The organism is Spelaeicoccus albus, assembly GCF_013409065.1.
Lineage (GTDB): Bacteria > Actinomycetota > Actinomycetes > Actinomycetales > Brevibacteriaceae > Spelaeicoccus > Spelaeicoccus albus.
This window is the reverse complement of sequence record NZ_JACBZP010000001.1, coordinates 1,379,976-1,398,810: the sequence shown is the minus strand read 5'-3', so window position 1 is coordinate 1,398,810 and position 18,835 is coordinate 1,379,976. Positions and strand designations below refer to the sequence as shown.

Below are 18,835 nucleotides of genomic sequence, written 5' to 3'. Positions count from 1 at the left end.
GGGCCTGTGCATCTTGGACGCTGTTTACTCGATCAACGCCAAATACGATTCGGTCGTCGTCCCAGTGGTCCATCGGTACGCAAAATGGGCAGGCCTTTCTTCAGTGCTCTTAACGGGAGACGTAATAGCTGGCAGCATCAGCCCGCGCTCTGACGAACAAACGCTTACTAACTTCCTCGACTCAATCGATTCTCTGACAGACGGGGCTTTCGCCGGCGACATCCTGCACAATAATCAGCGAACCTCGACTCGAAGTGGTGTTTTAAAAGCCGCCGCGGTTCGGCAAACTGCCGGTATCCTGCTCGACCACAAGATCGAGGTGCTATCAGATGTCAGTAAATTGCTGTCGGACGTAGATCGCGTGGTTGAAGTTGAACACGCACTTGCCGAGGTGCCAGGCCACGGAATCGATGCCGTCCGCACCGGCAATCTTTGGATGAATGCTGGCGACGATTCGCAAGTGAAACCCGACAGACACATCCTGTCGTGGCTGCGAGAGATTCTCGACCGCGAGGTCACCGTGACAGAAGCCCGCGCACTACTTGCAGAGGCGGCAGACGCCCTTGCGATAACACCATGGATGGTTGATCACGCGATTTGGGAGGCGAAGGCCCGGAAATAACGCGCACACCTGCCGGTACCGCAAGACCTCAAGGTCAGCGGAAGAATGGCAGCGAGCGGACCAACCTAAAGTCGCGTCTAAACCCCGAAATTGTCGAGATTCCTGGCCCTTCGCGATTGAGTGCGTAATTGGCGTTCGCATCGAGGTCTTCCGATGATGGCAGTATTCTCAGGACAAGATATTGGCCTTGGGTCTAAGACGTTTAGCGGCAGCGGGCTGATTTCAATTAGCGCTGTCGAACTCCGACCGTCTACCCGGCGTCCTCGGCCAGAGTCCAGATCTGCCGAAGCGGCAGATCCTTCCGAATCGACGCCGACAAGTCCAGGTAGTGCCGCTCAATAAGGTTCACCACGTCGTCCGCTTCCCACACCCTCACGGCGAAGCGATGGGAGTCGACGAGCTTGCGAGCGGCCTTAGTGAGTCCTCCCCATGCCACTAAGAGACCTTGATCAGCATCGTGCATCTTCAAGGCTCCGTGCAATTGCTGAACGGTTGGGCTGTCGACCGATGATGCCTGTGATTTCACTTGCACAATGATGCGCGGCGCCTCGAGTCCCAGCAGCCCTTTTCCGGCGACAAGATCGATGCCATCGTCCGTGCCCGCGCCGTGCTCCATGCAGACGTAATCATTCGCTCGCAATATCTCCGCGACGAGCGACTCCATCTTGTGCCCGGCAAATACTTCGATGACACGACTGGCAATGCTGTCTGCCGCTACTCGAGCAAGGTCGACCGGAATGTTGGCCTCAGAATCATCGGCTTCTTCCTGCCCAATCGTCACCTCAGCTGGGGGCGCGGCGGCAGCCTGCGCTGCTACGGAGGAGTTGCGCGCGCCAGGGTCGACTCCTCGCTCAATGCACGTTCGGAGCCTGAACTCGGCATCGTTTCTTTTGATCTGACAAATTGTGGAGAAGGCACCCAACGAATACAGCAAGTCCTGTTTGACGCGCGCTCGGCCTAAGTCAGTGACTTTCCAATCGATACGGCGGACATGTCTACGCTGTATATCAGGTTCGTCTGCCAGATATTCATAGTCGCTCGTGATGATTCCCAAAGCGATGGATGGCGTCCGTTTAAGGGGCATGACTACGAGGTCTCCAACGGCCATTCGCCCACGCAGCGCCCAAAGCTGTGCAGCGAAGTTCCGGACCGCTCCATCTCCGGAATCTGAATACACCGCGTTCACGGCATCGACGACATCATCGCGCCTGTCTGCGTCATAGAGCGGAGCGACCTCGCCGAACCCTGCACCCGAGCATCCAGTTTCGAGAGCCCAGTCTTCGCGTTCGCCAGCACTTCCGGCGCGAATCATCCATGAAGTCATAAGGTCACTTTGTCACAAACATGACTTGTCACTTCGGCGAGGCTGATCGCACTTCGAGACAGGTCGAATTTGCACGTCAGAATTAAAGCGCAGAACGGGGATGGTCGTTGGATAGTTGAATCGGGTCGTGAGTTAGAGCCGATATTTGCCCTCGACAACCACGAATCGGTCGGTGCTCACCCCCAATCGAAGCGCTGTGAGAAGCGTCTCCCTGGCGTGTCCGCCCATACGCTTGTAACCGAGCGAAGTATAAGCTTCACGCATCAGCTCTTCGCTGCTCATCGCGGAGCCATTCATAAGTGCGGAGCGCATTGCGTTGGCGATCTCTTCCGGCGCGACCTCATGAATGGTCCTGTCGGTGCTGCTCGTCACGAATCTATAACCAAACCACTCGTTTGGATCAAGACGGGAGGGCCAAGCAAACTTGTGACCGTCTTCCGAGTAAAACGCAGACGGGTCAATTAGCCCGCGCGCAACTTCTCGTCGCGTCCCAACAACTTTCATCATGCCGAAACGCCGATGCGCCAGTAGCAGCAATCGTTCAACTTCAATCGGTCCTTCGAATTCCACCAACTCCCGCAGAACATCCTGCATCTTCGACCGGACCAGCCTGTTTCGGCGCAGTTGGTCAAGTTCCTCTTTTTCACCAACAAGGGTTTGGTAGCGTTCTGCGGCACTGATGAATGGAGTGCGCAAATTGTCGTGATGTTTGGGAGTTTCCGCAACCTCTCTCACGCCGCCCGCGTCGCGATCGGTTTGCAGTGAGTGCTCGGTCACGCGTTGCTCAGCACCGGTCGCTCCCTCGACCTCTTCTGGCTCGTCGGCCGATGTGACTTCCTCAGCAACGCCTTTGTCCTGGTCGTTATCGACCGTTGAGTTATTAATCTGGTCCAGTACATCCAGTACCTCGGCCTCACGTCGACGACCCTCGAGTAAATCCGCTTTCTGTCGCTCGCGTTCGGTACGGTCTCGTGCCTCCTGGGCGGCGCTCTCCACGGCTGCATCGACACGAGAGGCAATATCTTCAACTACAGCGTCCTTATTGGCTATCCATTCGGGTAACCAAACTCTCTTGACGGCGCCCCAATTCATCGGGCTGAGTAATAACTCGGGCGACCCCTCGCGATCCGCGACAGTGGGCTGTCGTGCCCAGCCGTGGCCGTCAAGAATTACGGCGGTCCTCCATGGGATTGGTTCCTCACTTGAATTGGCCTCGCGGACGACCACGTCAACTTTGAAGCGTGACAGCCCATACGCCAGCTCAGTGTCGAAGCCGCGTTCTCTGAGGTGACAAGCAATCTCATTGGCTACGCCTTGGGCATTCCGAGTTTGGGTTACGTTTGAGCTAACGGGCCGATACGCATGGTCTCGAGCGGCCACCAGGTACCGTTTGAGATCGTTCAGTCCTTGAGAACGTGACGACCCCAGCTCCAAATTTTCCGGGTCGAACGAACAAAATATGACGACCTGCTTCTTTGCTCGCGTAATCGCGACATTAAGGCGCCGTTCCCCTCCGTCTGTGTTAAGTGGCCCAAATTGGAGCGGTACCTTTCCGGTTGCCGGGTCCTTTGAGAATGCGACGGAGAACAAAATAACGTCACGCTCGTCGCCTTGAACATTCTCGAGGTTTTTGACGAATATTGCGGTCGATTCCTCGGCCATCATTTGGCGGATGACGGGGTCAGCGTGGTTTTCCAACAGGTCAAGTATGCGGTCGCGTTGCTGCGTATTGAATGTAACGACACCAATACTGTCGCTAGAAGATTCCGGAGAGTGGATCCGTCGCTCGACTTCATCGACGATAGCTTCAGCTTCTGCTGGGTTCGTGCGATCCTTTCCGCGACCAAACGTCCCGTTAATTCGTCGAAATTCAACACTCTCATCGACGGTTGCAGGCGACGGAATAGTCGCAAGATGGTTTTCATAGTATGCGTTGTTCGAAAAGGCAATTAAGCCTTCATGTTGGCTTCGGTAATGCCAAGACAGCCACTGCTGCGGTAGCTGAGACTCGACCGCTTCGCTGAGAATGCTCTCCATATCTTCCGGGACCATGGCGCTCTCGGAAGTGGGATCGACGTTCAGGTCGGACTCTTCAACCGACCGCCCGCTTGCCTGCATGATCGATGAAGGAGGCATCTGCTTGGAATCGCCAACGATAATGCATGATCGCGCTCGTCCAATCGAGCCGACGGCTTGAGAAACTCTGACTTGCGACGCTTCATCGAAGATAGTGACGTCGAATATCGGCTCGTCTCGAGGAGCAACGAAGTTTGCCACTGACGCCGGTGACATCAGAACACACGGTGTCAGCCCCAAAATCACTTCAGAATACCGGTCAAACAATTGCCGAATGCTCAGACCACCACGTTTCCGGTCGAGTTCCTTCTTTAATGTGGCTTGCGGCGAGCGCGGCGGTACTGATGTGAACCCACGATGCCGTGACACCAAAGTGGGTAACGCGGTTGGCAGCTCGTCTTGAATGTCCGTTGATGCATTCAAATACCGATCGGTCTTTTGGTCCCGGACCCGCCCGTCAAACCAATCCAGGCCGGCTGCGGTTCGCCGCTCGTTGATGGCCGCCTGATAAAAGCCGCGGTCGTAGGCTGATGTGACATCGCGGAATTCGATACCTCCGTCAACGAGTTGATGCGCTAATTCACCTAACTCGTAAGATTCGATAGTTCCGAGCGCTGCTGCCACTCGTGTCCATGCTGCGAGCCCGCGGAAAAACTCGTTATCCGAGCGCCACGTGGTGCTGGAGCCTTGCCATGCCTCTGCCCAAGTTCGCCCAGTCGATCCGCGGATCCAGCGTTCCAATGACTCGTTCGTTACCCCAAGAGTTTGTCTGAACGAACTCCAGGCGGCTGCCGTATCCCGGAATGTCTCGGTAAAGTCGTGGATTTCGGGCGCGATGTGCGCGAGCGGATTATCACTGCCAGCCGGCGTCTCCAGCAACGTCCAGTGCTCTGCGTATTCCCGACGAAGCTCGAGGGCAGAGACGAGACTTTCCAATTGCTGCGACAGACCTTCATAGGCCTGTTCGGACTCCGGAAGCCACCCCGGAAGGATAGAGTCGATTCCGACCTTCTTAGATCGTTGAAACAATAGCAACGCATCGTTCTGCGCGACGTTGAGCTTGCTCAAAAATTCTAGGATCGTGTCGGGGGCGATTGTCCGTCCGGGATGTGCATATCCTGCAACTTCCTGAGCCAAGATGTTTCGCCGCTTTTTGCGTCCGAAAGTCTTGGCCTCGCCGGCCTTAGCGTCTTCAAGCCAACCGCGAAGCGTTTTCGCTCGTAAAATTTCCGGCCGAACGAGAGTAAATAGTTCGCGGTGCTGCATCAAAAAGCGACCCTGTTGCTGGAGGAGCGAACGAATATCGGAGACAACGCGCGGATTCGCGGCCAGCGATAACGCCTCACGGCGAAGCGATTTCGTGCGCGCCAGCTTACTTAGTATTTCTGCATCCTCGACCAACCCGTCGGGCTTACGCTGCGAAGCGAAGACACGGAGCGGCTCGGGGAGGCTTGAGAAAGCCGCCATACTTCGCTCGATAGCGTCTAATCGGTCTCTCAGGACGTTCGCGTCCAACTTTTCAAAGTCGGCGACTGTGCTCAGGCTCCATGCACAACTTGTAAGGCCTCTGGCTGTATCGCCACCGGTATGGATGGCCCGTGAAGCATTCGTTGCAAATTCCGTAAGCGCTCGTTCAACGTCACGCTGCGCATCTACGGACAAGTTCAGCACAGTTGTTGGCAGCTTAAAGGCCGGCCCGTCCCTAAGAATTAGACTCTGCTCATACGCAGACCAGAGCGACTGCCCACTTGCGTTCGCAGAGTGAATGGCCTCCGGGTAAGTTTTAAGCTCTCCGATGCTCGACGAAAGATCTCGCCCGAGTCGCTGAATTGTCGATGCATCACGCGTTGCCGGAATTTCCATTGCGTCTTTGATTTGACTGCGTACCGCGTTTATCGACTGATCGCGGCCGTGAATGTCGAGAGCAAATGGTCCGAGACCGATTTTATCGAGTCTCTTCTTGACAACCTCGAGTGCGGCCTGCTTCTCGGCCACGAAGAGTACGCGCTTACCGCTAGCCAACAAGGCGGAGATCATATTGGTAATCGTCTGGGACTTGCCAGTACCTGGAGGACCTTCTAGTACGAACGACTGTCCCAGCATGGCCATCCCTACGGCCTCAATCTGCGAACCGTCGGCAGGAATAGGTAGTTGCAAGTCCTCTTCCCTCGGCACAGAAGCCGCCATATCAGAGTCAACCACCGGATCTAAATATTCTGCCCCCGGCGATTCGACCAGATGTCGGACAACGGAATTTTTCGACAGCAACTGCCAATTTTCTTCGAGATCTCGCCACATTTGAAATGTGCTAAACGAAAGCATTGCGAGACTCGCACTGTCGTTGACGTGGTAGCTCAAGTTGGCATCAGCGATCCCACGTCGAATTTGTTTCAACGCTTCGTCAATATCAATGCCAGATTCATCACGCGGAGGGTTCTCCAATGCGGGAACGGCGAGGTGATGCTTGACTTTTAACCACTCGACCAGGCAAAGGTTAGGCACCGCAAGTTGGTCACCGTCGACATCGAATTTGTACGGCCCATTGCCAACACCACCGGTTACACGAATCGGCAGGATGAATAGCGGTGCCTCCGCAGCGCGACTTGAACCGGGGTGCACAAGACTGCCGAGGCACAGATAGAGGTAATTGCTGCCAGTCTCCTGGAGCATCGATCTTGCTGCACGTTGAAAGTCTTTGAGACGCTTTCGATACGCGGCCGACGAGACACTCGCATAGAGAACCTTCTCATCGGTCAGATCGCGCGCAAGTTCGTCCGGGCCAAGCTCGGTCACGGATTGGACGCCTCGAGCATGCTGGAATTGCGTAAGGTCGTCGTCCGGAAGGATTGAAAACGCTTTTCCTTGAAAGACTAGGTCTTCGAGCTCGGCAAGTGATCCGGATGGCATGTGCAGCCGCAGCACGCGTGACGTGCGCGGCAAATTCAGTAGTGGGTTTCGAAGGCTCAGGTCGAGTAGCGACTTTTTCCATCGCTGAATCCGAAGCGGTGAATTGTCCTGCCGCCTTGCAAGCTCATTGGCATCCTCATTTGCAGGGGGTGTGACGTCCGGAAGGCTCAGCGTCTCACTCATTGTAAAGGTCTTGTTTGATGATTTACCGGTGTCGACGGTGGGCTGAACTGCGACGTCGTCCGGGCTTGGCAGCGGACGGATCCCTATACGGCGTAGAGCTCTAATATCAAGAAGAGCTTGGAACGCGTGGCTTGTCGTCTTCTCCTTGCCAGCACTGATGGCTCCCACAAACCTGCAGTCAGACGTCGCCAATGCGGTACTTTCTACCGCAACGGCGCGTTCGCTATCGACGAGATTCCGCGCAATACTGTGGTCATCTAACACCGGTTGCCGGGTGGCAACTGCCATTGGCTCGATGTAAAAACCTGACATTGCATGCGAGTTAGTGAGCCAAATGAACGGTTCAAGTCCTGCGTGTTCGAGTGCCGAACAATATAGGAGCGATAGATCAACACAGTTTCCAAAGCCAGTCTGCATGACCTCAGCCGGAGTTCTGACTCGCTGCCCTGTCTCCTCGAATGACGCCGGAAGCTCTAAGTAGTTAATGCCCTTCTTGTTTATCGCGGCATAGATGGCTGAACCAATTTCCATAGCTCGCCGGGGACCGCTCTGATACCCCTCGAGTGCCCCAGAGCCGGTCGTCGCATTCAGTATTGACGATGCGTCTTGTAGCAGGGATATGACGGTGTTGGTGTTTGGCTGAACGAAGCTGATCAGGGTTTCGCGCAATTCCGGGGCGGCGTACCACTCGTTTGCTGCAAGCAAAGTAAACGACTCTGTTGATCGCACTTCTTCGTGCCAACGACAGTTGAGTGCGACACCAAATCGGCCCCTTATGCTCTCTGTCAGATTTGATAAAAACTCTGTGTCGATATCGAGATCGACGATCTCACGCGTGTCCAGAATGAACGAATCATTCGGTGCGATTTCTACGCCGACGTCGTAGTGCCATTTGTCGACAAGATTGGTTCCCGCAGCCCGAATAGTGACATCAATCGACACGTCGGATAGCGCGGAACCGCTGTTGTTGGTGATTTTGATTGCCCTGAGCGCAGGTAGCCGATTCGCGACCAAGGCGTAGCTGACCGAATCCAGCGCGTCAACAGACACGTCGATTGCGGGAACCGTCGCTGCAGAGACTTCTTCGTCCATGACAACTCCTAACAGGATTGGCACCCTCAATCGCTTTTGCGAGACCGCCGGAGATCAAATTCTATTCCTAGTGCAACTCTCATCAGACGCCGAGGATGCATCGGAAGTAATCGACTACGAATGAGGCCAACTGTGGTATCTCCAAGCCATTGGTGTACGAGCGTCCTTCGTTTGAATGTCACAGAGTTAGAAGCGCTGTCGGCACTTACGCGGTCATCGCCGACAATGAGTCAAACCGCAGCCAGGGCAAAGCTGTCTCCTACATCAAAAACCCACGTAACAAGGCAGCGGTCCCATCGAGGTGTTCGGCCATGGCGGAACGCGCGGCCTGCGCATTTCCACCGAAGATCGCGTCGACTACACGCTGATGCTGCTCATGGGAGTGCGTCAGGTTCGTTTCGATCATCGGTATCCTTCCCAGCAACTTGTTGATTCGCGTCCGGCTTTCTGCCATCGACCGCACTAAACTCGGCGACCCGGTCGCTTTCGCCCACGTCAGGTGGAGCCGCGAATCCAACCGTCGATAGTTTCCCAGCGTCGATTCGAGGCTTTCGCTCATCGCCTGGTTCAGCTCTTGTCGCTGCGCGGCCGACAGGCTTTGCTCCGCCGCAACTTCGACAACGCCCAACTCGATCACGCGTCGCCATGCGAGCGTGTCTTCCACTTCTGCAGCCGACAAGCTCTCCTGCTCCACCGGTTTGCCGATCCCTCGTGGCGCTTCGCCGCTCTGCTCCGCGACGAAAGTTCCGCCGCCGCGTCCGCGCCGCACGTCTACCCATCCAGCGCTGTTCAACTCTGAGATCGCTTCTCTTAGCGTTGCCCGCGATACTCCGAACTGCGCGGCCAGCTCCCGCTCTGGTGGAAATCGCGCGCCTGGCGGAACGATCCCCAGTCGGATGATCTGCAGCAGGCATTCGATCGTCTCTTCAAAGACGTTGCCGGTGCGCGCTGGCGCAACCGCCCGCAGTGACGAGAACTCCCCTGACGGCTCGGCGGGCTCTGGGCGTTTCGACAAGCTCAACGAACGACCTCCTTAGTCAACGAGCGCCTTCCCTACCCCAGCGGCGTCGTGTAGGCGTTGGTCAGTCCGCCGTCCACCATGAAGCTCGAGGCCGTCACGAATGACGCGTCGTCACTGGCCAAGAACGCTACAGCTGCTGCCATCTCCTCGGCCTCACCGAACCGCCCCATCGGCACATGCACGAGCCGCCGGGCTGCCATCTCCGGATCTTTGGCGAACAGCTCCTGCAACAACTCCGTGTTCACCGGCCCGGGACACAGCGCGTTGACCCGGACGCCCTCCTTCGCGAACTCCACTCCGAGTTCGCGCGACATAGCCAGCACACCGCCCTTCGACGCGGTGTACGAAATCTGCGACGTCGCCGCTCCCATGTGTGCCACGAACGATGCCGTGTTGATGATCGAGCCTTTGCCTTGCCTGCGCATATAAACCAGTGCCTGCTTCGAGCAGAGGTACACGGACGTCAGGTTTACATCCTGCACTTTGCGCCACGCTTCGAGACCGGTCTCGGTGATCGACGCGTCGTCCGGAGGCGAAATGCCCGCGTTGTTGAATGCGATGTCCACCCGCCCGTACGTCTCGTTCGTGACGTGGAACAGGTTCTCGACGTCGCCCGGGTCCGTCACGTCGGCGTGCACGTATAGCCCACCGACTTCTTTGGCCGCCTTTTGTCCAGCCTCGTCGTTCATGTCTGCCACGACGACGTCCGCCCCCTCCGAGGCGAGGCGCTTGGCCGTGGCCAGGCCGATGCCGCTCGCTCCGCCGGTGACCACCGCGGCTCGTCCGGGCAGCCGTCGGCATACGATTTCTTCCAGTGTGTCCATGATGGCTGCCCTTCTACGTTGTGGCGATGAACAGATTCTTGGTCTCGGTGAATGAATCCAGCGCGTGCGGACCTAGCTCGCGGCCAATGCCCGACTGCTTGAAGCCGCCGAACGGAGTGTTGTACCGAACTGCGGCATGCGAGTTTAGCGACAACGCCCCCGAATCGATCGCCCGCGCCACACGCAGCCCGCGCCGCACATTCTCGGTCCAAATCGATCCGGACAAGCCGTAGATTGAGTCGTTCGCTATCCGGATCGCATCCGCTTCATCGTCAAACGGCAGCACCGTAACTACCGGACCGAAGATCTCGTCCGTCACAATCCGGTCGTTCGGCGACCCAGCGATCACCACGGTCGGAGCAAACCAGTACCCCGGCCCGTTCGGCGCCGAGCCCGTAAATGCGACGTCCGCGCCGTCGTCCAAGAATGAGCTGACCACGCGGTGCTGCTCGGCCGAGATCAGCGGGCCCATCTCGGACTTCTCATCCGCGGGGTCGCACACGCGCACGCCCGCAATCGCCGGTTCAAGTAGCTCCATGAACTCGTCGAACACGCTTCGCTGCACCAGTAAACGAGACCGTGCACAGCAATCTTGACCGGCGTTGTCGAAAACTCCGTAGGGCGCCGTCGCCGCTGCCTGCTCGATATCTGCGTCGTGGAAGATCACGTTGGCGCTTTTGCCGCCGAGCTCGAGCGTCGTCCGCTTCATCGTGTCCGCCGAACCGGCCAGAATCTTCTTGCCTACGGCCGACGATCCAGTGAAGACGATCTTCGCCACCCGCGGGTGATCAGTGAACGCCTGCCCAACGATCGATCCTTTGCCGGGCAGCACCTGAAGCACGTCAGGCGGCAGCCCAGCCTCGCGGGCCAGTTCCCCGATACGCACCGCGGTCAGCGGCGTCAACTCGGCCGGCTTCAACACCACGGTGTTGCCTGCCGCCAGCGCCGGCGCGAATCCCCATCCGGCGATTGGCATCGGGAAGTTCCACGGGACAATGATGCCCACCACGCCAAGCGGTTCGTGGAAAGTCACGTCGATACCGCCTTCGACCGGGATCTGGTCACCGAGATGCCGCTCGACCGCCCCGGCAAAGTAATGCAGCACGTCGCGCACGTTCTCTGCTTCGCCTCGCGCGTTCGTAATGGTGTGGCCGGCTTCCTTGACCTCGAGATCGGCGAGGTTTTCGATGTCGGAATCGACCGCATCGGCAAAACGGCGCAACAGCCTGGCTCGGTCAGCCGGTGACACGGTGCGCCAGCTTTCGAAAGCGGCGGCTGCACGTTGCACGGCGGCGTTCGCGGACTCTGCGTCGTTCATCTCGATCGTCTGGACGACTTGTTCGGTGGCAGGGTTGATGACGTCGTAGGTCATGCGCGCTCCTTGATGTTCGTCGGCTCGTGGGTCGAGCGCTGCTGCCGGTGGGCTGCAGCGTCCACTAGGGCTTGGAAAAGCCGCAGATCGTCCAGTGATTCTTCGGGATGCCATTGCACGGCCAGCAGCATTGGGCCGGTCGGCGCGGTGGTTTCAATAGCTTCAATGCCGCCGTCGGTCGCGCGAGCACTGACACGCAAATCCGATCCAAGCCTGTCGATCCCCTGGTGATGATGGCACCTCACCTGCACACCGCCGCCGAGCACGCCCGACGCCGTCGTCCCCGGAATTGTGGCCACCTCGACGTGTTGGAACTCGTCTCGTCGGGTGCCTTCGTGTTTATCGAGGCCTTGGACATCGGGCAGGTGTTGGTAGAGGGTGCCGCCGTGGACGGCGTTGATCACCTGAGCACCGCGACAGATGCCCAGGAGGGGGACGCCGGCGGCGCGGGCCGACCGGTAGAGGTCGCTTTCGAAATCGTCCCGTTCAGTATTCGTCCACCCCGTCGACGGGCCGCGGCCTTCGCCGTATCTGGCCGGGTCGATGTCCTCCCCGCCGGTGAGAATCAGGCCATCAAGCTCGGCTGTTTCGGACACCGTCCAAGCCTGTTGCGGCGGCAGCAACGCGACCCGACCACCTGCCCTGCTAACCGCATCGATATAGGTCGCATGCAGGAACGCCGCCTTGACGTCCCAGACGCCGTGCTGACTGCGTCCGTAATACGTGGGAAGGCCGATGAGCGGACGCCGACAACCGTGCGAGAGCCCAGGGTCTTGCGAAAGATCAGAGCCTTTCGAATCCACGGTGGACCTCCCAATCGGTGACGGCGGCGTCGAACGCGGCCATTTCCACTTCGCCAGCGTGGACGTAATGGTCGACGACCTCGTCCCCAAACGCATCGCGCGCCATGTCCGACTCTTTGAAAAGCCGTACCGCGTCGTGCAGCCTGCTGGGGATATGCGGAATGTCCTGCGTGTACGCGTTGCCGACCGTCGGTTCTTCAAGTTCCAGCTTGTGGTCGATTCCGTAGATGCCGGCGGCTACCAATGCGGCAGCGGCCAGATACGGATTGGCATCGGCGCCCGGGACGCGCTGCTCGAATCGCAGGCCCGGCCCATGCCCGACTACTCGCAGGGCGCACGTGCGGTTGTCCCAGCCCCACCCGACTGCCGTCGGGGCGAACGACCCCTCAGCATAGCGCTTATACGAGTTAATGTTCGGCGCGTAAAAGTACGTGAATTCACGTTGAGCGGCGATCTGGCCGGCAACGAAGTGCCGCATCGTGTCCGTCATCTCGGCTCCGTCACCAGCGGGGAAGACAGCGTTGCCCGCGTCGTCCAAAAGGCTCATGTGGATATGGCACGAGGAGCCCTCACGCTCATTCGGTTTAGCCATAAAGGTGACGGAATAGCCTTCTTGATCCGCGATTTCCTTAGAGCCGAGTTTGTACACCACGTGGTTGTCGCACGTGGCCAAAATGTCGGTGAAGCGGAATCCAACTTCGAGCTGGCCCAGATTGCACTCACCCTTGGCACTTTCGGTGTAAAGCCCGGCCTGGTCCATCTCGTTTCGCACACGGCGCAGATATCCTTCGACCTGGCCCGTGCCGAATAGAGAGTAGTCGATGTTGTACGTGCTCGCGGGTTCAAGATTCCGATATCCGCCTGCCGCCGCATCCCGGTAGCTGGTGCGATAGAGGGCGAACTCCAGTTCGGTGGCGCCCACGGCGGCATACCCACGCTCTTTTAGACGTTCAAGCTGACGAAGGAGGACCTGACGTGGAGACTGCTTGACCGGAGAACCGTCGAGATACGCCAAGTCGCACTGCACCATGGCGGTCGCATTGTGCCACGGGACTCGCCGGATCGTGTCGAAGTCCGGGTGAAAAACCAGGTCGCCGTACCCGCGTTCCCACGACGTGAGGTCGTAGCCGTTAACCGTATTCATCTCGACGTCGTCGGCGAGCAGATAATTGCAGCCTTCGGTGCCGTGATCCATTACCTCGTCAAGGAAGAAGCGCCCGGTGACGCGCTTGCCCTGTAGTCGGCCTTGCATATCGGTCGCCGCTATCAGCACGGTATCGATATCGCCGGATGTGATCTCTCCCTTGAGCTGATCCAACGTCAAAGGGGCACTACCTGTGCTCATGTGAATCTCTTTCCCGGAACCAAATCTATTGGTATGTTTTTAAACTTTTCTGGCACACTAACACTCGATCTTTCGCGTGCATAGTCTGCGTTAATACCGCCTTAAAGGTATGTCACCAAGCCTATTGACACTGCCCTCGGGCACTGCAAGGATTTGCAAGCATGAGTAAAGATGAGGCAATGACGCCAGAGGCTCAGAGCTCGGGAACGTCCGACGAGGCGGGCCTCGCCGAACTGGGGTACAAACAGGAACTCAAGCGCGGCATGTCCGGATTCGGCAATTTCGCCGTATCTTTCTCCATCATCTCGATTCTCGCCGGCTGCATCACGTCGTATTCGATCGCACTCGGCTCGGGCGGGCCGGCTGCCATCGACCTCGGCTGGCCGATAGTTGGCATCTTCGTCCTGTGCGTAGCGCTGTCGATGGCGGAAGTGTGTTCGCGCTATCCGACTGCCGGAGGGCTTTACTTCTGGGCTGGCCGTCTCGCTAAACGCAATAAGCGGCACTGGGCATGGTTCGTCGGCTGGTTCAACTTTCTTGGCGAGGTCGCCGTCACGGCCGCAATCGACTTCGGCGCCGCAACGACAATGATGGCATTTGCCTCGCTGACGTTCGGCGTCGAACCGAACGCGTACAACACGTTCGGCCTCTTCATCGTCATCATCGTCGCGCACGGCCTGCTCAATACCTTCGGTGTGAAGCTCGTCAACCTTCTCTCGAGCTTGTCAGCATGGTGGCACATCGTCGGCGTCGCCATCATCGTGGCAGTGCTGTGGATCATGCCGACCAGCCACCAAACATTCAGCTGGACGATGACAGCCTGGCACAACGAGACCGGATTCTCGTTCATGCCATTCGTCTTTCTCATGGGCCTACTAATGGCGCAATACACCTACACCGGGTACGACGCCTCGGCGCACGTGTCGGAGGAGACACGCAACGCTGCAACGGCCGCGCCGAAGGGAATCGTGATGAGCGTCGTCATCTCGATCATCGGCGGCTGGATACTGCTGTTCTCGATCACCGCATCCATCCAAGACGGGTCGTCATCGGGCTTGACGAAGCTGTTGAATACGACAACCGGGCTGCCGCCCGCCCAGGTGTTCTTGGACGCATTGAACAATCCGACAATGGCGAAGTTCCTACTGTTCATCGTGTGCGGCGCGCAGTTCTTCTGCGGGATGGCGTCGGTCACGGCGAACTCCAGAATGAGCTACGCATTCTCCCGCGACGACGCCATTCCCGGTTCCAAGCACTGGAAAAAAGTCAACCCTCGATCGGGCACACCAACGAATTCGATATGGCTGTGCATCGTGCTCTCCACGTTGCTGACGGTGCCGGCTCTGTTCAACACGACCGCGTACCTGGCCGTGACCAGCGTGGCAGTGATCGGCCTGTACATCGCGTATGTCACGCCTGTGTTGCTTCGACGACTGAAAGGCAAAGCGTTCGTGCCCGGCCCGTGGCAGCTGGGCAAATGGAGCCCGGTCATCGGGTGGATAGCGGTGTGCTGGGTGATCTTGATCTGCATCTTGTTTGTCCTGCCACCCACGCTCCCCATAACCATACAAACATTCAACTACTCGCCGATCGCAGTCATTGTCGTGGCGATCTTGACCGTTGTCCTGTGGTTTGCCCGGGGCCGGAAACACTTCATGAAACACCTCGACAAGTCCCAGCTGACGGTCGATGACAGCAAGCTGCTTGATGAGATCGACGACTAGCTAATGAGAAGGACGGCGATTCTGGACGACGAGTTCGATCGGCTCGCAATAAACCAGTCGCCGCGATCAACCGATCCGCCTCGCCATTATCCGCGCATATTCAAGGAGCAGATTTTCCTCTTCGTCGGGGGTAATCGCTCCCGTCAGGACATCGATGCCGTATCCATCCTCAAGCGCCACGAAAGATCGAGCGAGGGACTTTACGGGCATGGCCAACGCAAAGCCACCACTCGCCTCGCATTGTTCGAGGACGGACTCGTATAGCGCGGCTTGTCGCGCGATTAACTTCTCATATTCGTCCGCTGCATCATCGTTGCGAAGCACGATTGGCGCAAGCTCATATAACAGACGGCTCGCCTCTTCCGCGGCACCGGGACGCGGCACACCCGACTGTATGCACTCCCGTAGGCGCTCTTCCGGTGTAGAAGCCTCCGCGACGCTCATTTCGCGGCTCTCACAATATTGAGCACCACCCTTATTGAGTACCGCTTTATAGAGCTCACGCACGTCAGGGTAGTAGTAAAGAACTGCCGACGGCGCCAGCCCAGCCTCGGCCGCAATGTCGGTCAATTTAGTCGACGCCGCGCCATGAAGCAGCACAATACTGGCGGTGGCTTCGACGAGCTGCTGCCGTCGCAGCGTCTGATTTTTCGGCCTCGCCATACATTGATGTTCGCACACAGACGGTTTCGCAGCTCCGCCAGTCAATCCGGCGTCGGGTAGCTAGAGAAGCCGCGAAGCACCGAAGCACCGCCTCTTGACATTCTTAGAATTTATTTCTTAAAATTTATTCAAAGAATTACCGGCCGCGGCCGGTATTACCGACTTGGAAACCGGTTACGATGACTAGACTCCTTCCAATTGCGCTCGTCCAATCCCCTGCTACACCGCAGTCGATCCGAGCAGACACAACTCTCGCATCGTTCACTACGCAGTTAGAGGGCCTGACTCAGCGCTACACGGACACCCAGTTGTTCGTATTCCCCGAACTTCATCTGAATCCAACCGGTGACGCGTCCCACCACGAGACGGAGGCGCTCATCGAAGCCATGGCCGAACCAATCGACGGCAAGCGGAATCGACTCCTCGCTGAAATCGCGGGAGACCTACGAATCTGGTTGATACCAGGAAGCTTTTACGAACGCGGAGACGACGGGCTCATATACAACACGACCGCAGTGTATTCGCCCGAGGGCCAGCGAGTCGCATCCTACCGGAAAGTGTTCCCGTGGCGGCCACACGAAAAGGTCAGTGCCGGAGACCGGTTTGTCGTCTTCGACATGGCCGGTTTCGGACGCATCGGGCTTTCCATCTGCTACGACTCGTGGTTTCCAGAGGCGAGCAGACACTTGGCCTGGATGGGTGCCGAACTAATCGTCAACGTGGTCTTGACGCCAACCTCGGACCGCGCGCAAGAGGTAACGCTTAATCGCGCTAACGCCATTGCTAACCAAGTTTTTGTCGCCAGCGTCAACGCGGCGGCGCCAGATGGCCTCGGCCGAAGCCTACTCATCGATCCGCAAGGACGAGTATGTGTTGAATCGACGAGCTCAGAATCGACGGTGTTGACCGACGTTATCGACCTCGATGAAGTTCACGCAGTTCGTCAGCACGGAACCGGTGGGGTCACTCGTCCGTGGCAGCAATTCGAGGGTATCGACGACAGCATCCCGTTGCCGCTGTACGACGGCGCTCTGACCCCGGAAAAGTGGCACCCACAATGTAGCGCCGACCAGCCGACAACTGCCTAAAAGAAGCGCCACGCTTCGGTGCTCCGATTGCTGCAAATGAATCTCGACCACTGCGACTCAAAGCAACCTGCTCAATGAAGAGAAAGGGAAGAAGAATGAGCTCTCCGCAGAGAATGGCAGCGAAGTTGTCGCTGACTTCGCTCGTCGTGTTTGGAGTCGCCTACATGGCTCCGTCGATTGTCATATTAACGTTCGGGGTTATCGCGTCAAGAAGCCACGGATCCACTCCTACCTCATATCTAATTGCCGGTGCGGCGATGGCGCTTACCGCTCTCAGCTACGGAAAATTGGCGCGAATTTACCCCTCATCGGGTTCTGCCTACACTTATGCCCGAAAGATGATCAATCCGCACACCGGGTTCCTTGTAGGCTGGGCAATCCTCCTGGACTACTTCTTCCTTCCGATGGTGGCTTGGCTAGTGACCGCCGTCTACATCAGCGCACAATTTCCGAGCGTGCCACTGTGGATATGGCTTGTTCTCGTCATAGCCGTCACGACTGCGGTCAATATATTGGGCATCGTGCTCGCCGACAGGGTGAACAAGACGCTGCTAACGCTCACTTTGGCCGGTATGGCTGCGTTCGTCGTGCTTTGTGTAAAGCACCTCATCTTTACGGTCCCGTCGGCCTCGCTCACGACGCCCCTATGGAACTCCTCGACTAGCATCGCGCTTGTTTCGTCAGGTGCCGCAGTTGCCGCGTATTCATTCCTTGGCTTCGATGCAATCAGCACACTTAGCGAAGAAACCATTAATCCAAAGCGAAATATCCCACGCGGAATTCTGCTGGTGGTCGTTGTCGGCACCGGTATCTTTGTCGTTGTCTCCTACATCATGCAACTCGTGCACCCGGGCGGCAGCTTCAAGGATCCGTCTTCGGTCGCCTTCCCCATGTTTAACCTGGTGGGCGGACCAATATTTGCCAACATTGTCAATATCGTTATCCTTGCCGGCAGCTTTGCATCATGCATTGCCGTCCAGGCAAGCACAAGCCGGCTTATGTTCGTCATGGGGCGAGATGGTGTGCTGCCGCGCGGCTTCTTTGGACGTCTTCACCCCAAGCTGAAGACTCCCACTTTGAACCTGTTGCTGGTCGCCGTGGTCGGGCTGATCGCCTTGGTCCTATCCGTGGACACGGCCACGTCGTTTATCAACTTCGGCGCGTTTCTGACTTTCACGATGGTCAATATTTGCGTAATCGTCCACTTCTGGAAGCAACGCGCTCGCCAAAATCGCCTCTCCGTCATGAAGTTCGTCGTCCTACCGCTCCTCGGTGCAACCGTGGATTTCTACCTTCTTACGCAGCTCGGTACCATAGCGCTTTATTTGGGCCTTTGCTGGCTGGCGCTGGGCATCTTATACCTCGCTGTCCTGACCAGAGGCTTTCGGAAGACTCCGCCGGAGATGTCATTGGAAAGCCAAACGACGCAATCCGATGACAGCACGCTCACTTCGTCCTAAGCTCGACATTACGAGCGTCGGGCTAGTCGCACTGCCAGCTCCTACGGTCACGCCCGTGTCCGCATTGCCGACATTCGCATCATCGAAGACAATATTCGGCGCTTTCCACCGAGCTCGGGCGTACGGCCGAGGACACGGAGCGCCACACAACGGATCGTCGTCATCGATATGTAGCGGGCGTTCCGTGACAACACCGTCTGGTACGCGCCGCGCTACTGCGATACCATCCCGGTCATCAGCGAATTCGCGGCGAGCTTGCTAGTCTCGATAGCGACGCGCTTCGTGCTGGACGCTGCCGAGCCGGAGGGGTGGGACAGCTGCTACGACAGAT

At 57.7% G+C, this 18,835-nt stretch carries 12 protein-coding genes; 4 read left to right on the top strand and 8 right to left on the bottom strand.

All coding sequences use genetic code 11. The features are described 5' to 3' along the window. The first annotated feature begins 13 nt into the window (after positions 1-13). The gene (locus tag BJY26_RS06455; protein ID WP_179426690.1) at positions 14-622 is read left to right on the top strand and encodes a hypothetical protein; all 609 of its coding nucleotides are present in this window, start codon (positions 14-16) and stop codon (positions 620-622) included. A gap of 250 nt (positions 623-872) precedes the next feature. Here BJY26_RS06455 and BJY26_RS06450 read toward each other — a convergent pair whose 3' ends face one another. From BJY26_RS06450 to BJY26_RS06420, 7 genes are all read right to left on the bottom strand, one after another. After that, complete coding sequence (locus tag BJY26_RS06450; RefSeq protein WP_179426688.1) at positions 873-1,946, bottom strand: restriction endonuclease; 1,074 nt, start codon at positions 1,944-1,946, stop codon at positions 873-875. Positions 1,947-2,078: 132 nt separating this feature from the next. Beyond that, entirely contained in the window at positions 2,079-8,204 is a 6,126-nt protein-coding gene (locus BJY26_RS06445; RefSeq protein WP_179426686.1) for a DUF4011 domain-containing protein, read from the bottom strand. Positions 8,205-8,463: 259 nt separating this feature from the next. After that, on the bottom strand, positions 8,464-9,225 hold the full coding sequence (locus BJY26_RS06440; RefSeq protein ID WP_237248934.1) for a FadR/GntR family transcriptional regulator: 762 nt from the start codon (positions 9,223-9,225) through the stop codon (positions 8,464-8,466). 32 nt (positions 9,226-9,257) lie between these two features. Further along, a complete protein-coding gene (locus BJY26_RS06435) occupies positions 9,258-10,049 on the bottom strand; it encodes a 3-oxoacyl-ACP reductase (RefSeq protein WP_179426684.1) in 792 nt (263 codons plus the stop codon). A gap of 13 nt (positions 10,050-10,062) precedes the next feature. After that, positions 10,063-11,421, bottom strand: coding sequence for an aldehyde dehydrogenase family protein (locus BJY26_RS06430; RefSeq protein WP_179426682.1), 1,359 nt, complete (start codon positions 11,419-11,421; stop codon positions 10,063-10,065). Further along, a complete protein-coding gene (locus tag BJY26_RS06425) occupies positions 11,418-12,224 on the bottom strand; it encodes a gamma-glutamyl-gamma-aminobutyrate hydrolase family protein (RefSeq protein WP_237248933.1) in 807 nt (268 codons plus the stop codon). Before BJY26_RS06425 ends, BJY26_RS06430 begins: the two co-directional genes overlap by 4 nt. Beyond that, positions 12,205-13,569 carry a glutamine synthetase family protein gene (locus BJY26_RS06420; protein ID WP_179426679.1) on the bottom strand — a complete coding sequence of 455 codons (1,365 nt, stop codon included), beginning with the start codon at positions 13,567-13,569 and terminating at the stop codon, positions 12,205-12,207. Before BJY26_RS06420 ends, BJY26_RS06425 begins: the two co-directional genes overlap by 20 nt. A gap of 179 nt (positions 13,570-13,748) precedes the next feature. Between BJY26_RS06420 and BJY26_RS06415 the strand changes: the two genes are divergently transcribed. Further along, the gene (locus BJY26_RS06415; RefSeq protein ID WP_179426677.1) at positions 13,749-15,293 is read left to right on the top strand and encodes an amino acid permease; all 1,545 of its coding nucleotides are present in this window, start codon (positions 13,749-13,751) and stop codon (positions 15,291-15,293) included. A 66-nt stretch (positions 15,294-15,359) separates the two neighbouring features. Here the strand turns inward: BJY26_RS06415 and BJY26_RS06410 are convergent, their stop codons facing one another. Beyond that, positions 15,360-15,956, bottom strand: coding sequence for a TetR/AcrR family transcriptional regulator (locus BJY26_RS06410; RefSeq protein ID WP_179426676.1), 597 nt, complete (start codon positions 15,954-15,956; stop codon positions 15,360-15,362). Positions 15,957-16,135: 179 nt separating this feature from the next. On the opposite strand from BJY26_RS06410, the gene BJY26_RS06405 reads away from it, so the two are divergent. Both BJY26_RS06405 and BJY26_RS06400 read left to right on the top strand, forming a co-directional pair. Continuing rightward, positions 16,136-17,044, top strand: coding sequence for a carbon-nitrogen hydrolase family protein (locus BJY26_RS06405; RefSeq protein ID WP_179426674.1), 909 nt, complete (start codon positions 16,136-16,138; stop codon positions 17,042-17,044). Positions 17,045-17,139: 95 nt separating this feature from the next. Beyond that, the gene (locus BJY26_RS06400; protein ID WP_179426673.1) at positions 17,140-18,504 is read left to right on the top strand and encodes an APC family permease; all 1,365 of its coding nucleotides are present in this window, start codon (positions 17,140-17,142) and stop codon (positions 18,502-18,504) included. Positions 18,505-18,835 lie beyond the last annotated feature (331 nt).